Origin of the sequence: Mycobacterium asiaticum DSM 44297, assembly GCF_000613245.1 — a bacterium.
GTDB lineage: Bacteria > Actinomycetota > Actinomycetes > Mycobacteriales > Mycobacteriaceae > Mycobacterium > Mycobacterium asiaticum.
The window spans coordinates 1,603,629-1,618,155 of record NZ_HG964936.1; the positions used below are offsets into that span (position 1 = coordinate 1,603,629).

The window sequence follows — 14,527 nt, forward strand, 5'->3', positions numbered from 1 at the left end:
TTAGAGCGCGAGGGGAGCCGCCGCCGGTCCGCCGCCCGGCGAGGCCACTACCACCGGCGATAACCTTGGTGAACCGCCACGCCTCGAGGAAGGACCGACCACCCGGTGGCAGAGCTGACCAGAACCGACGTCGTATTGGTGGGTGCCGGCATCATGAGCGCCACCCTGGGTGCGATTCTGCGGCGGCTGGAACCGGATTGGTCGATCACCGTCGTCGAGCGGCTGGACGGCGTAGGCGCGGAGAGCAGCGGCCCGTGGAACAACGCCGGCACCGGCCACGCGGGACTGTGCGAGATGAACTACACCCCGGCCCGGTCCGACGGATCGATCGACATCACCAAGGCGGTCTTCGTCAACGAGCAGTTCCAGGTCACCCGGCAGTTCTGGGCCTATGCGGCAGAGAACGGCATCCTGACCGACGTCCGGGGATTCTTGAACCCCGTTCCGCACGTGAGCTTCGTTCGCGGCGCGCAGGGGGTCGACTATCTGCGCCGGCGCCGCGCGGCGTTGGTGCACAATCCGTTGTTCGCCGGGACCGAGGTGATCGAGGATCCCGACGAGTTCGCCCGTCGGTTGCCGCTGATGGCCGCCGAGCGGGATTTCGCCGAACCGGTGGCCCTGAACTGGGCGGCCGACGGCACCGACGTCGACTTCGGTGCCCTGTCCAGGCAGCTGATCGGCTACTGCACGCGCACCGGTGCGGCGGTGTGGTTCGGTCACGAGGTGCGTGAGCTTTCCCGTGAGGGCGACGGCAGCTGGACGTTGACCGTCGTCAACCGCCGCACCGGGGAGAAGCGCAAACTCAACGGCAAGTTCGTCTTCGTCGGCGCGGGCGGTGATGCGCTGCCCGTGCTGCAGAAGGCCGGCATCTCCGAGATCAAGGGCTTCGCCGGTTTCCCGATCGGCGGCCGGTTCCTGCGCGCCGCTCGCCCGGCGCTCACCGCGGCGCATCGAGCCAAGGTGTACGGCAGCCCGGCGCCGGGAGCTCCGCCGCTGGGTGCCCTGCACCTGGACTTGCGGTTCGTGAACGGCAAACCATGGCTGGTATTCGGGCCCTACGCCGGGTGGTCACCGAAGTTCCTGAAGCACGGGCACTTCAGCGATCTGCCGCGCTCGATCCGGCCCGACAACGTGGTGTCGATGCTCGGCGTCGGAATGCGGGAGGTGACCCTGGTGAGTTATCTGATCGGCCAGCTGCGGCTCACCGACCCCGGTCGCGTTGCCGCGCTGCGCGAATTCGTGCCCAGCGCCGTGGGTTCGGACTGGGAGCTGACGGTGGCCGGCCAGCGGGTGCAGGTGATCCGGCGGCACAAGGGCAAAGGCGGGGTGCTGGAGTTCGGCACCACGATCGTGGGTGCGGCCGACGGCAGCATCGCCGGGCTGCTGGGCGGTTCGCCAGGCGCCTCGACGGCCGTCCCGGCGATGCTGGACGTGCTGCAACGGTGCTTCGCGGCGCGGTATCAGTCCTGGCTGCTGACCCTGAAGGAAATCGTGCCGTCACTGGGAGCACAGTTGTCCGAGGAACCGGCGTTGTACGACGAATTGCGTTCGTGGACGAATGCGACGTTGCAGCTGGACGTTGCGGCATGACTCGCGCGGCGACTATGCAGTGGGCAGCACGGCCCGCGCGCGGGGGAGAGTGGCGCAAATGAGTCGCGCCGTCGACGATGCAGAGCGTAGCGATGCTGTGGGGGCACCTCCCGCTTGCGGGGGAGAGTGGCGCAAATGAGTCGCGCCGTCGACGATGCAGAGCGTAGCGATGCTGAGGAGTGGCGCAAATGAGTGAAGCTTTGCGCCGCGTCTGGGCCAAAGACCTTGATGCGCAGATACTTTACGAGTTGCTCAAGCTGCGGGTGGAGGTGTTCGTGGTCGAGCAGGCCTGCCCGTACCCCGAACTCGACGGGCGCGATCTGCTCGCCGAAACCCGGCACTTCTGGCTGGAAACCCCTGAGGGAGAAGTCATCTGCACGCTGCGGTTGATGGAGGAACACGCCGGCGGGGAGAAGGTGTTCCGGATCGGCCGGGTGTGCACGAAACGCACCGCCCGCAACCAGGGCCACGCCACCCGGTTGCTGCGCGCCGCGCTCGCCGAGGTCGGCGACTACCCTTGTCGCATCGACGCGCAGAAGTACCTCAGTGACATGTACGCCCAGCACGGGTTCGTTCGTGACGGCGCCGACTTCCTCGATGACGGCATACCGCACGTGCCGATGCTCAAGCCCGGCACCGGGCCGGCGGGGGCGCGGTGAAGCCTTACCCGTTCAGCGCGATCGTCGGGCACGACCAGCTGCGGCTGGCGCTGCTGTTGTGTGCCGTTCGCCCGGAGATCGGCGGGGCGCTGATCCGCGGCGAGAAGGGAACCGCGAAATCGACGGCGGTGCGCGGGCTGGCGGCCTTGCTGTCGACCGCAACCGGCGCAGACGGCGCAGGACTGGTCGAGATGCCACTGGGCGCGACCGAGGACCGGGTGGTGGGTTCGCTGGACCTGCAGCGGGTACTGCGCGACGGCGAGCACGCCTTCTCACCAGGCCTGCTCGCTCGCGCCCACGGTGGCGTGCTCTACGTCGACGAGGTCAATCTGCTACACGACCACCTGGTCGACATCCTGCTGGACGCCGCCGCGATGGGCCGGGTGCACATCGAACGAGACGGCATCTCCCATTCGCACGAGGCGCGCTTTGTGCTGATCGGAACCATGAACCCCGAAGAGGGCGAACTGCGTCCGCAGCTGCTGGACCGGTTCGGCCTCACCGTCGATGTGCAGGCCTCCCGCGATGTAGACGTGCGGGTGGAGGTGATCCGGCAGCGGATGGCCTATGAGGCCGACCCGGACGGGTTCGCAGCGCGCTATGCCGACGCCGATGCCGAGTTGGCCCGGCGCATCGCCACGGCCCGGGCAAATGTCGACGATATTGTATTGCCGGACAACGAATTACGACGGATCGCGGCGCTGTGTGCCGCGTTCGACGTCGACGGTATGCGGGCCGACCTGGTGGTGGCTCGCACGGCCGCGGCCCACGCCGCGTGGCGCGGCGCACGCACCGTCGAGGAACAGGACATCCGGGTGGCGGCCGAGCTGGCGTTGCCGCATCGGCGCCGTCGGGACCCCTTCGACGATCACGGCATCGACCGCGACCAGCTTGACCAAGCCTTGGCCCAAGCCGCCGCCGACACCCAAGCCGAACCCGAACCGGAACCGGACCCGCCCGGCGGCGGCCGCTCGGAAGGCGCAGATTCGCCTGCACCACAACAGAATTCTCATGCCGGAGCGCAGCCGCCGCGGCCCAGCGCACCGCCGTCGAAGGTGTTCCGCACCAAAGCGCTGACCGTCCCGGGAGTCGGCGAAGGTGCGCCCGGCCGGCGCTCGCGAGCCCGCAACGCCTCGGGGAGCGTGATCGCCGCCGCCGATCCCGCGGACCCCGACGGACACGGTCTGCACCTGTTCGCCACGGTGTTGTCGTCGGCCGAAAACGCCCGGGCCGCAGGGCCGTTGGCGTTACGCCCCGACGATTTGCGTCGCGCCGTCCGCGAAGGCCGGGAGGGCAACCTGGTGATCTTCGTCGTCGACGCGTCCGGTTCGATGGCCGCCCGGGACCGGATGGCGGCGGTCGGCGGGGCCACCCTGTCGCTGCTGCGGGACGCGTACCAACGACGCGACAAGGTCGCGGTCATCACGTTCCGCGGGCAGGGCGCCAGGATCCTGCTGCCCCCGACGTCGTCGGCGCACATCGCCGGGCGACGACTGGCCAGGTTCGACACCGGCGGCAAGACTCCACTGGCCGAAGGTCTACTGGCGGCGCGTGAACTCGTCGTCCGGGAAAGGGTGCGGGACCGGGCGCGACGGCCGCTGGTGGTGGTGCTCACCGACGGCCGTGCGACCGCCGGCCCGGACCCGTTGGGCCGCAGTCGCATTGCGGCCAAGCGGCTGGTTGCCGAGGGTGCCGCCGCCGTGGTGGTGGACTGCGAGACGTCCTACGTCCGGTTGGGGCTGGCCGGACAACTCGCCCGCCAATTGGGCGCGCCGGTCATGCGGCTCGAACAGCTGCACGCCGAGCAGCTGACCCAGGCCATCCGCAGCGTGGCGTAGGGACGGTACCGACTATGCCGCAAGGAAATCCGGTCGACATCCCGGACGACGGCCTGACCACCCGGGCCCGGCGCAACACGCCGGTGCTGGCCGTGCACACCGGCGACGGCAAAGGTAAGTCAACGGCCGCGTTCGGAATGGCGTTGCGCGCCTGGAACGCCGGTCTCGACGTCGCGGTTTTCCAGTTTGTCAAGAGCGCGAAGTGGAAGGTGGGCGAGGAGGCGGCCTTTCGGCACCTGGGCGAGTTGCACGACCAGCAGGGCGTGGGCGGTGCGGTGGAGTGGCACAAGATGGGGGCGGGCTGGTCCTGGACCCGCAAGCACGGCAGCGAGGTCGACCATGCGGCCGCGGCGGCCGACGGCTGGGCGGAGATCGCGCACCGATTGTCCGAGCAGCGCCACGACTTTTATGTGCTCGATGAGTTCACCTATCCGCTGAAGTGGGGCTGGGTGGATGTTGACGAGGTGGTGCGGATCCTGATCAATCGGGCAGGCCACCAGCATGTCGTGATCACCGGCCGCGACGCCCCGCCGCAACTGACCGACGCCGCCGACCTGGTGACCGAGATGACCAAGCGCAAGCACCCCATGGACGCCGGGCGGAAAGGGCAGAAGGGCATCGAGTGGTGAGCACGCCGGCCGTCGTCCTGGCCGCCCCGGCCTCCGGCAGCGGAAAGACAACGGTGGCAACGGGTTTGATTGGCGCGCTGCGCCAGGCCGGGCACCGCGTGGCGCCGTTCAAGGTCGGTCCGGACTTCATCGACCCCGGTTACCACACCCTGGCCGCGGGGCGGCCCGGCCGCAACCTGGACCCGGTGCTGGTGGGCGAGCGGCTGATCGGCCCGCTGTTTGCGCACGGCACCCGGGGCACCGACATCGCGGTGATCGAAGGGGTGATGGGACTTTTCGACGGTCGCATCGGCGAGGCCTCGACCGGGCCGGCGCAGGGCTCCACCGCCCACGTCGCGGGCCTGCTGCGGGCGCCGGTGATTCTGGTCGTCGACGCCCGCGGTCAGAGCCACAGCATCGGCGCACTGCTGCACGGCTTTTCCACCTTCGATGCCCAAACCCGGATCGGCGGCGTGATCCTCAACCGGGTCGGGTCGGCCCGGCACGAGCAGGTGCTGCGCCAAGCCTGCGAGCAGGCCGGTGTCCCGGTCCTGGGGGCGATTCCGCGCAACGATGAGCTAGAGCTCCCGACGAGATACCTGGGCCTGGTCACCGCGGTGGAGTACGGGCGCCACGCCCAGCAGGCGATCGAGGCAATGACGGCGCTGGTGGCCCGGCATGTCGACGTGGGCGCGGTCCTCGCGGCCGCGGGGGGCAGGGTCGACGCCCCGGCATGGGACCCAGCCGGCGCGGTCGGCGACGTCGCCACCGATCGGCGCCCCGTCGTCGCCCTGGCGGCCGGCAAGGCATTCAGCTTCGGCTACGCCGAGCACGCGGAGTTGCTGCGGGCCGCCGGCGCTGAGGTCACCGAATTCGACCCGCTGAGCGAAGCCCCGCCGGATGGCACCGACGCGGTGCTGCTGCCTGGCGGGTTTCCCGAGCAGTTCGCGGCGGAACTGTCCGCCAACGACACCGCCCGGCGGCGGATCGCCGAACTGGCGGCCGGCGGTGCGCCGGTCCACGCCGAATGTGCGGGTCTGATCTATCTGGCCGCCGAACTCGACGGATATCCGATGTGCGGCGTGCTCGAAGGATCGGCGCGCTTCACCCAGCACCTCAACCTGGGTTACCGCGACGCCGTCGCGGTGGCTGAATCGCCGCTGTACTCGGTCGGCGAGCGGGTGGTGGGACACGAATTTCACCGCACCGCAGTCACGTTCACCGGCAGCTACCAGCCGGCATGGGTGTACCGGGGTCAACAGGTGGACCGGGTACGCGATGGTGCGGTACACGGCGGCGTGCACGCGTCGTATCTGCACACCCATCCAGCGGCGACGCCGGGCGCGGTCGCGCGCTTCGTGTCGCACGCCGCGGCCGGCGGTCCGCGAAACTGATCCCACTGCGAAAAAACCGGCCGGAAGTCGCAATGCGGTTCGGTTCGCAGTCGAACATTAAACTTGCCCGGTGACCGAGAGCCCCTACCTGGTGGGACTGCGACTGACCGGCAGGAAGGTGGTTGTCGTCGGCGGGGGCAGCGTCGCGCAGCGGCGTCTACCACTGCTGATCGCCAGCGGCGCCGACGTGCACGTCATCTCCCGCAGTGCCACCCGTTCCGTCGAGGCGATGGACGGGATCACGCTGTCGCTGCGCGAGTACGCCGACGGCGACCTGGACGGCGCCTGGTACGCGCTGGCGGCCACCAATGACCCCGACGTCAACGCGGCGGTCGTTGCCGAGGCCGAACGGTCCCGGATCTTCTGCGTCCGTGCCGACATCGCGGTCGAGGGCACCGCGGTTACCCCGGCCTCGTTCGAGTACGCCGGGTTGTCGGTGGGTGTGCTGGCCGGCGGCGAGCACCGGCGTTCGGCGGCCATCCGCTCGGCGATTCGCGAGGCCCTGCAGACGGGCGTGATCGCCCCGGCACGGACAGGTCGGATCCGACGTCGTCCGGGGCGGCGTCGCGCTGGTCGGAGGCGGACCCGGAGACCCCGAGCTGATCACCGTCCGTGGCCGCCGGCTGCTCGCCCAGGCCGACGTGGTGGTCGCCGACCGGCTGGCACCACCGGAACTGTTGGCCGAACTCGGGCCGCACGTCGAGGTGATCGACGCCGCCAAAATTCCATACGGCCGGGCCATGGCTCAGGACGCCATCAACGCCGTCCTGGTCGAACGGGCCCCGAGAGGGCAAGTTCGTGGTCCGCCTCAAAGGGGGCGACCCGTTCGTGTTCGCCAGGGGCTACGAGGAAGTGCTGGCGTGCGCGGAAGCGGGGATTCCGGTGACGGTGGTGCCAGGTGTGACCAGTGCCATAGCGGTGCCCGCGCTGGCCGGTGTTCCGGTCACACATCGGGCCACAAATCACGAGTTCGTGGTGGTCAGCGGCCATTTGGCGCCCGACCATCCCGAATCGTTAGTCAATTGGGACGCTTTAGCAGCAATGTCCGGCACCATCGTTTTGCTGATGGCGGTCGAACGCATCGAACTCTTCGTCGCCGCGCTGCTGAAAGGCGGCCGACCTGCGGATACTCCAGTTTTAGTGGTGCAACACGGGACAACGCCCGCGCAACAAACGTTGCGGACCAGGTTGGTTGACACGCCGGAGCGGGTACGTGCAGAGGGGATCCGACCTCCCGCAATCATCGTTATCGGCCCAGTGGCGGGCCTCACGGCCGCTGAGGCTTTAAACAATTCTTAAGATTACTGTAAGGTAACCTGCTATGACGGCTCTCAACGACTCAGAGCGCGCGGTTCACACTTGGACCGAAGGGCGCTCAGAACGTTCGGCCCAGGAGCGTCCCACGCGTTCGGTGGAGACCCCTTTGCAGCGCTTGAGCAGGTATTACCCGGCGTGGATGCCTTCGTACCGCTTCATCGCGGCGGTCATCGCGATCGGCGGGATGCAGCTGCTGGCCACCATGGACAGCACGGTCGCCATTGTGGCGCTTCCTAAGATTCAGGACGAGCTCAGCCTGTCTGACGCCGGTCGCAGCTGGGTGATCACCGCCTACGTGCTGACGTTCGGTGGGCTGATGCTGCTCGGTGGACGCCTCGGCGACACCATCGGACGCAAGCGCACCTTCATCGTCGGCGTCGCCCTGTTCACCATCTCCTCGGTGCTGTGTGCGGTGGCCTGGGACGAGGTGACCATGGTCATCGCCCGGCTTTCCCAGGGCATCGGGTCGGCGATCGCCTCGCCCACCGGATTGGCGCTGGTAGCGACGACATTCCCCAAGGGGCCCGCCCGTAACGCCGCGACCGCGGTGTTCGCCGCGATGACTGCCATCGGTTCGGTGATGGGTCTGGTCGTCGGCGGCTTCCTGACCGAGTACTCCTGGCGGCTGGCCTTCCTGGTCAACGTCCCGATCGGTCTGGTGATGATCTACCTGGCCCGCACGGCGCTGCGCGAGACCAACCGCGAGCGGATGAAGCTCGACGCGGCCGGGGCCATGCTGGCCACTCTGGCCTGCACCGCCGCCGTGTTCGCCTTCTCCATCGGCCCGGAAAAGGGCTGGATCTCGGTCACCACCATCGGCTCCGGCGTCGTGGCGCTGGCCGCGGCCATCGCCTTCGCCATCGTGGAACGCACCGCCGAGAACCCCGTCATCCCGTTCAGCTTGTTCCGCGACCGCAACCGGTTGGTCACCTTCGGTGCGATCTTCCTGGCTGGTGGCGTCATGTTCAGCCTGACCGTGTCCATCGGCCTGTACGTGCAGGACATTCTGGGCTACAGCGCGCTGCGCGCCGGCGTGGGCTTCATCCCGTTCGTCATCGCTATGGGTATCGGCCTCGGGATCTCCTCGCAGCTGGTGTCCCGGTTCTCACCGCGCGTGCTGACGATCGGTGGCGGCTGGTTGCTGCTGGGCGCAATGCTCTACGGCTCGTTCTGCATGCACCGCGGTGCACCGTACTTCCCCAGCCTGGTGCTGCCCATCGTCGTGGGTGGCATCGGGATCGGCATGGTGGTTGTGCCGCTGACCCTGTCGGCCATTGCGGGCGTCGGTTTCGACCAGATCGGTCCGGTCTCGGCCATGACGCTGATGCTGCAGAGCCTTGGCGGGCCGTTGGTGTTGGCCGTCATCCAGGCCGTGATCACGTCGCGCACGCTGTACCTGGGCGGGATCACCGGCCCGGTCAAGTTCATGAACGAAGCCCAGTTGCACGCGCTCGACAAGGGCTACACCTACGGCCTGCTGTGGGTGGCCGGCACGGCCGTGATCGTCGGCTGTGCAGCGCTGTTCATCGGCTATACGCCGGAACAGGTTGCGCACGCGCAGGAAGTCAAGGAAGCGATGGACGCCGGGGAGCTGTAGCTCTCCCGGTTCGCTTTCCCGCGAGCCTTTCGCCGAGCGTCACGCTGCGCTCTTTCGCCGCAGCGTCACGCTGCGCCCTTTCGCCGAGCGTCACGCTGGCGTGGCGTTGGCCGCTGACTGCCACGCTGGCGTGACGCTCGGCGCAGTCTGGCGTGACGCTCGCCGCACCGGCCCGCCCGCTAGGCTTGCCGCCTGTGATCACCCGGATGTCCGAGCTGTTCCTGCGCACGCTGCGCGACGACCCCGCCGACGCAGAAGTGCCCAGCCACAAACTGCTGATCCGCGCGGGATACGTCCGGCCGATCGCGCCCGGGTTATACAGCTGGCTGCCGCTGGGGCTGCGCGTGCTGCGCAAGATCGAACGAATCGTGCGCGAGGAGATGAACGCGATCGGCGGCCAGGAGATCCTGTTTCCCGCCCTGCTGCCGCGTGCGCCGTACGAGACGACGAACCGCTGGACTGAATACGGCGACAGCGTCTTCCGGCTCAAAGACCGCCGCGGCAACGACTACCTGCTCGGCCCCACCCACGAGGAGCTGTTCACCCTGACCGTCAAGGGCGAATACAGCTCTTACAAGGACTTTCCGCTGACGCTCTACCAAATCCAGACCAAGTACCGCGACGAGGCGCGGCCTCGCGCCGGCATTTTGCGGGGCCGTGAGTTCGTGATGAAGGACTCCTACTCCTTCGACGTCGACGCCGCCGGCCTCAAGTCCTCCTACCACGCGCACCGGGAGGCCTATCAGCGCATGTTCGACCGCCTGCAGGTGCGTTACGTCATCGTCTCGGCGGTCTCGGGCGCGATGGGCGGCAGCGCCTCCGAGGAATTCCTGGCCGAAAGCCCGATCGGCGAGGACACCTTCGTGCGCTGCCTGGAATCCGGGTACGCGGCCAACGTCGAAGCGGTCATCACCGCGCAACCTGAGGCCAAACCCGTCGACGGGCTGCCGGAGGCGCAGGTCCACGACACCGGTGACACACCGACCATCGCCACCCTGGTGGCCTGGGCCAACGAGGCCGGCTTGGGCCGGACCGTCACCGCCGCGGACACCCTCAAGAACGTTCTGGTCAAGGTGCGCCAGCCCGGCGGGGACTGGGAGCTGCTTGCCATCGGGGTGCCCGGCGACCGCGAGATTGACGACAAGCGCCTGAGCGCGGCCCTCGAGCCGGCCGAGTACGCGCTGCTCGACGACGCCGACTTCGCCCGGTACCCGTTTCTGGTCAAGGGATACATTGGCCCGAAAGCGCTGCGCGACAACGACGTTCGTTATCTTGTCGACCCGCGCGTGGTGGAGGGCAGCAGCTGGATCACCGGGGCGGACGAGCCCGGCCGTCATGTCGTCGGGCTGGTGGCCGGCCGCGACTTCACCGCCGACGGCACCATCGAAGCCGCCGAGGTGCGTGAGGGCGATCCCTCGCCGGACGGCGCCGGCCCGCTGGTGATGGCGCGAGGCATCGAGATCGGCCACATCTTCCAGCTCGGCCGCAAGTACACCGATGCCTTCACCGCCGATGTGCTCGGGGAGGACGGCAAGCCGGTCCGGCTGACCATGGGCTCCTACGGCATCGGGGTGTCGCGCCTGGTTGCCGTCGTCGCCGAACAGCACCACGACGAGCTGGGGCTGCGCTGGCCTTCCTCGGTCGCGCCGTTCGACGTGCACCTGGTGATCGCCAACAAGGACCCCGAAGCGCGCCTGGGCGCGGCCAAGCTGGCCGCCGACCTGGACAAGGTGGGTGTTGAGGTGCTGCTGGACGACCGCACCGCCTCACCGGGGGTCAAGTTCAAGGACGCCGAGCTGCTCGGCATGCCGTGGATCGTGGTGGTCGGCCGCGGCTGGGCGGACGGCCGGATCGAACTGCGCGACCGGTTCAGCGGCCAGACGACCGAGCTTCGAGTCAACGACGCTCTGGTGACCGACCTGTTGGCCGCCATCAGCGGCTGACTACTCGTTCCCGCCCGGGAAGGGTGCGGTAATCGGCCAACCGCCGAGCACCTTATTCCAGCGGGAAGCCATAACCGCGCTCTGGGTCAGCGCGGTGGAGGCGAAGGCGCGGTCATCGGCACTGTCGGCGTACTCCACGACCGCCCGCCACGCCGTCGCGCCGTCGTTCTCCATCCGCGCCGCCAGGCGCGCCGCCTCGGCGGGGGAGCCCACCGGCGACGGCAACTGATAGCCGGGCGCGGCGACGACCGCGGTGGCCTTGCGTGCGGTCAGCATGGCGATGACGTCGTCGCGGCGCTGGCGATGCTGATTGAGCGCCTCCACCACCAGGTCGTTGACGCTGGGGGGTGACATCGCCGACACGATCCCGTAGCCGTAGATGGTGGCGTGCTCGACGGCCAGCGCGTCGTTCAACGCAGTGATGTCGGCGTCTTTGCCCGCGGGGGAGCGCTTCGGGCTGGCGCCGAAGCTGGGTTCCGACGACGTCATATCGACGGCCCTCCGGGCACCAGCGCCACCTCGTAGGAGGCGGTGCAGGACGCAACGATCGAGGCCAGGAGCCCTGCTCGGTAGCCCGACATCGTGGCCACCAGGCGATTCGCGTCCTCCGCGGACTTGCGCAGCGAGTCGATGACCTCCGACACCGGCGGCGGGGGCGGCGGCGGAGCCTCCGGATCGGTGGAGGTGGTCGTAGTCGAACTGCTCGTCTCGCTGGTGGACGACACCAACTTGCCCGCAGCCCGCGAGACCTCGGTGGCCAGCGCCCGCGCGTGCGCTGCGCGCTGGGAGGCCACCACGCTCAGCGCGGCGGCGACCTGGGGCGGACTGCCGATGGCTCCCGCGGCCGCGGTGGCCAGCGCACTGTCGCGGCGGGCCTGCTCCAGCGGGCCTAACAACTCCTCGACAGATGGGGGCTTGGGGGCGGGCTCGCCACAGGCGGTGGCCACCACCCCAAGTGCAGCGAGAGCGGCACCACCGGCGAGCACACCCCGCCTGCTGATGACGGGTACTGCTCTTGGCACGCCCCACATCCTGCCATCACCGCGTCGCAGGAGAACGCCTGCCACGATCACGGTGTCATTGCCCGATCCTGGCGTATCGTTGGTAGCTGGCTCGCCAGTGACCGGACAACTTCAGATGAGGAGCTCGCCGTGACCACCGGGCTACCGTCGCAGACGCAGGTGATCGAGCTACTCAGTGGTGAGTTCGCGCGCGCCGGCTACGAGATCGAGGACGTGGTCATCGACAGCCGCACCCGTCCGCCCCGGATCACGGTGATCGCCGACGGCGATACGGCCCTCGACCTTGACACCATCGCCGACCTGTCCCGCTCGGCATCGACTTTGCTGGATGACCTCGACGACGCGAGCCCCCGCTACATCCTCGAGGTCAGCTCGCCCGGCGTGGAGCGCCCCTTGACCAGCGAGAAGCATTTCCGGCGTGCCCGTGGCCGCAAGGTCGCACTGGCGCTTTCCGACGGCACCGAAGTGGCCGGCCGCATCGGTGAGACACGCGACGGCGTGACGGCGCTGGTCATCCGGCAGGGCCGCGACTGGGCCGTGCGTGAGATCGCGCTCGCTGACGTCGCGAACGCCGTCGTCCAGGTCGAGTTTTCGCCACCCGCGCAGGCAGAGCTGGAGCTGGCGCAGATGGCTCAGGCGGGTCGGGCCGCGGAGACGGAGGCCGAAACATGAACATCGACATGGCCGCGCTGCACGCGATCGAGGTGGACCGGGGCATCTCGGTCAACGAATTGCTCGAAACAATCAAGTCCGCGCTGCTCACCGCCTATCGGCACACCGAAGGCCACCAGACCGACGCCCGCATCGAGATCGACCGCAAGAGCGGGGTGGTTCGCGTCATCGCCCGCGAGACTGACGAAGACGGCAACCTGATCAGCGAATGGGACGACACCCCGGAGGGATTCGGCCGCATCGCCGCCACGACGGCCCGCCAGGTGATGCTGCAGCGATTCCGCGACGCCGAAAACGAGCGCACCTTCGGTGAGTTCTCCACCCGCGAGGGTGAGATCGTGGCCGGCGTCATCCAGCGGGACAGCCGCGCGAACGCCCGCGGCCTGGTCGTCGTCCGGATGGGTACCGAAGCCAAGGCCTCCGAAGGCGTCATCCCGGCGGCCGAACAGGTGCCGGGCGAGAGCTACGAACACGGCAACCGACTGCGCTGCTATGTCGTCGGGGTCAGCCGCGGCTCCCGCGAGCCGCTGATCACGCTGTCGCGCACCCATCCGAATCTGGTGCGCAAGCTGTTCTCGCTGGAAGTGCCGGAGATCGCCGACGGGTCGGTCGAGATCGTGGCGGTGGCCCGGGAGGCCGGCCACCGATCGAAGATCGCGGTGACGTCGCGGGTGCCCGGTCTGAACGCCAAGGGCGCCTGCATCGGCCCGATGGGACAGCGGGTCCGCAATGTGATGAGCGAGTTGTCCGGCGAGAAGATCGACATCATCGACTACGACGAGGACCCGGCCCGCTTCGTGGCCAATGCGTTGTCGCCGGCCAAGGTGGTGTCGGTGTCGGTGATCGACCAGACCGCCCGCGCCGCGCGCGTGGTGGTGCCCGACTTCCAGTTGTCGCTGGCCATCGGTAAGGAAGGGCAGAACGCGCGGCTGGCCGCGCGGCTGACCGGATGGCGCATCGACATTCGTGGCGACGCGCCGGGCCAGTCCGCCGGCCACCCCGAACACGGGGCCAGCCACGGGATGACTCACTAATCTCTGGCCGAGCAGACGCAAAACCCCCCGACACGCCGGGTAATTAGAGGCTTTTGCGTCTGCTCGCGCGTTGGGCGCACGGGCGGTTCGGACTGAGCTCCGAGTGACGCTAGACTTAGCCGTGATCCAGCGCGAGCCTTCGGCCTCGGCGCGCAGACGCCCGGACAACCCCAGCGGACCCGTGCGGACGTGCGTCGGATGCCGAAAGCGAGAGTTGGCCGTCGAACTGCTTCGAGTGGTGGCCTCGTCTACGGGGAACGGCAGCTACGCCGTAATCGTTGACACGGCCAGACGCCTGCCGGGGCGAGGTGCATGGCTGCATCCCGCGCCGCAGTGCGTACAACAAGCGATTCGGCGGCGAGCTTTCAACCGCGCGCTGCGCATCACCGGTTCACCGGATACATCCGCGGTGGTCGAGCACCTCAGCCCGGCCCACCGCGCAACAGAACAGGTAGCAACGAACATGAGCACACCGTGAAGTCCCGATGACCATGTGTCATAGCTAAACCCGAGGCGCGGCCCACGACTGTCGCCTCTTAGACAGGAGATGTAGTGGCAGGTAAGGCCCGCGTACACGAGTTAGCCAAGGAACTCGGTGTCACCAGCAAGGAAGTCCTCGCCCGACTGAATGAACAGGGCGAATTCGTAAAGTCCGCGTCCTCGACGGTAGAAGCGCCGGTTGCCCGGCGGCTCCGCGAGTCGTTCGGCGGCGGCAAGCCGGCCGCCGCCAAGAGTCCCGCGGCCGGTCCGCAAGGCAAGGCCCCCGAGAAGGCCGGTCCGCTCCCCGGTGCCGTCAAGGCCGATTCGGCCCTGGACCGGGCGCTCGACAAGGCGATCGACCCGGCCGGAAATG

The 14,527-nt window shown here is 68.6% G+C and carries 13 protein-coding genes and 1 pseudogene; 12 read left to right on the top strand and 2 right to left on the bottom strand.

The features are described from left to right. The first annotated feature begins 105 nt into the window (after positions 1–105). From mqo to BN972_RS07820, 8 genes and pseudogenes are all read left to right on the top strand, one after another. On the top strand, positions 106–1,590 hold the full coding sequence (mqo, locus tag BN972_RS07785) for a malate dehydrogenase (quinone) (protein WP_036354742.1): 1,485 nt from the start codon (positions 106–108) through the stop codon (positions 1,588–1,590). Positions 1,591–1,778: 188 nt separating this feature from the next. Continuing rightward, positions 1,779–2,249: a GNAT family N-acetyltransferase gene (locus BN972_RS07790; protein ID WP_036354744.1), complete on the top strand. Its 471-nt coding sequence runs from the start codon at positions 1,779–1,781 to the stop codon at positions 2,247–2,249. Next, positions 2,246–4,087 carry a magnesium chelatase subunit D family protein gene (locus BN972_RS07795; RefSeq protein WP_036354745.1) on the top strand — a complete coding sequence of 614 codons (1,842 nt, stop codon included), beginning with the start codon at positions 2,246–2,248 and terminating at the stop codon, positions 4,085–4,087. Before BN972_RS07790 ends, BN972_RS07795 begins: the two co-directional genes overlap by 4 nt. Positions 4,088–4,101: 14 nt before the next feature. Beyond that, positions 4,102–4,716, top strand: a complete 615-nt coding sequence (gene cobO, locus BN972_RS07800; protein WP_036354747.1) for a cob(I)yrinic acid a,c-diamide adenosyltransferase — start codon at positions 4,102–4,104, stop codon at positions 4,714–4,716. After that, positions 4,713–6,089: a cobyrinate a,c-diamide synthase gene (locus BN972_RS07805; RefSeq protein ID WP_099051009.1), complete on the top strand. Its 1,377-nt coding sequence runs from the start codon at positions 4,713–4,715 to the stop codon at positions 6,087–6,089. The genes cobO and BN972_RS07805 overlap by 4 nt, the downstream gene beginning before the upstream one ends. Positions 6,090–6,159: 70 nt before the next feature. Next, positions 6,160–7,388, top strand: a pseudogene (cobA, locus tag BN972_RS07810) (uroporphyrinogen-III C-methyltransferase). Between the two features lie 22 nt (positions 7,389–7,410). After that, complete coding sequence (locus BN972_RS07815; RefSeq protein ID WP_036354752.1) at positions 7,411–9,003, top strand: MFS transporter; 1,593 nt, start codon at positions 7,411–7,413, stop codon at positions 9,001–9,003. 194 nt (positions 9,004–9,197) lie between these two features. Continuing rightward, positions 9,198–10,946: a proline--tRNA ligase gene (locus BN972_RS07820; RefSeq protein ID WP_036354755.1), complete on the top strand. Its 1,749-nt coding sequence runs from the start codon at positions 9,198–9,200 to the stop codon at positions 10,944–10,946. On the opposite strand, the gene BN972_RS07825 is transcribed toward BN972_RS07820, so the two are convergent. Both BN972_RS07825 and BN972_RS07830 read right to left on the bottom strand, forming a co-directional pair. Next, positions 10,947–11,435 carry a ferritin-like domain-containing protein gene (locus BN972_RS07825; RefSeq protein WP_036354758.1) on the bottom strand — a complete coding sequence of 163 codons (489 nt, stop codon included), beginning with the start codon at positions 11,433–11,435 and terminating at the stop codon, positions 10,947–10,949. Beyond that, positions 11,432–11,968, bottom strand: a complete 537-nt coding sequence (locus BN972_RS07830) for a hypothetical protein (protein ID WP_036356916.1) — start codon at positions 11,966–11,968, stop codon at positions 11,432–11,434. The genes BN972_RS07825 and BN972_RS07830 overlap by 4 nt, the downstream gene beginning before the upstream one ends. Before the next feature lie 129 nt (positions 11,969–12,097). Between BN972_RS07830 and rimP the strand changes: the two genes are divergently transcribed. The 4 genes from rimP to BN972_RS07845 form a co-directional block, all read left to right on the top strand. Continuing rightward, positions 12,098–12,640: a ribosome maturation factor RimP gene (gene rimP / locus BN972_RS07835; RefSeq protein WP_036354761.1), complete on the top strand. Its 543-nt coding sequence runs from the start codon at positions 12,098–12,100 to the stop codon at positions 12,638–12,640. Continuing rightward, the gene (gene nusA, locus BN972_RS07840; protein ID WP_036354764.1) at positions 12,637–13,674 is read left to right on the top strand and encodes a transcription termination factor NusA; all 1,038 of its coding nucleotides are present in this window, start codon (positions 12,637–12,639) and stop codon (positions 13,672–13,674) included. Before rimP ends, nusA begins: the two co-directional genes overlap by 4 nt. A 238-nt stretch (positions 13,675–13,912) precedes the next feature. Then, complete coding sequence (locus BN972_RS28155; protein ID WP_390176202.1) at positions 13,913–14,152, top strand: YlxR family protein; 240 nt, start codon at positions 13,913–13,915, stop codon at positions 14,150–14,152. 74 nt (positions 14,153–14,226) lie between these two features. Next, positions 14,227–14,527: translation initiation factor IF-2 N-terminal domain-containing protein (locus BN972_RS07845; RefSeq protein ID WP_036354767.1), on the top strand; the 301-nt coding region annotated here is incomplete at its 3' end.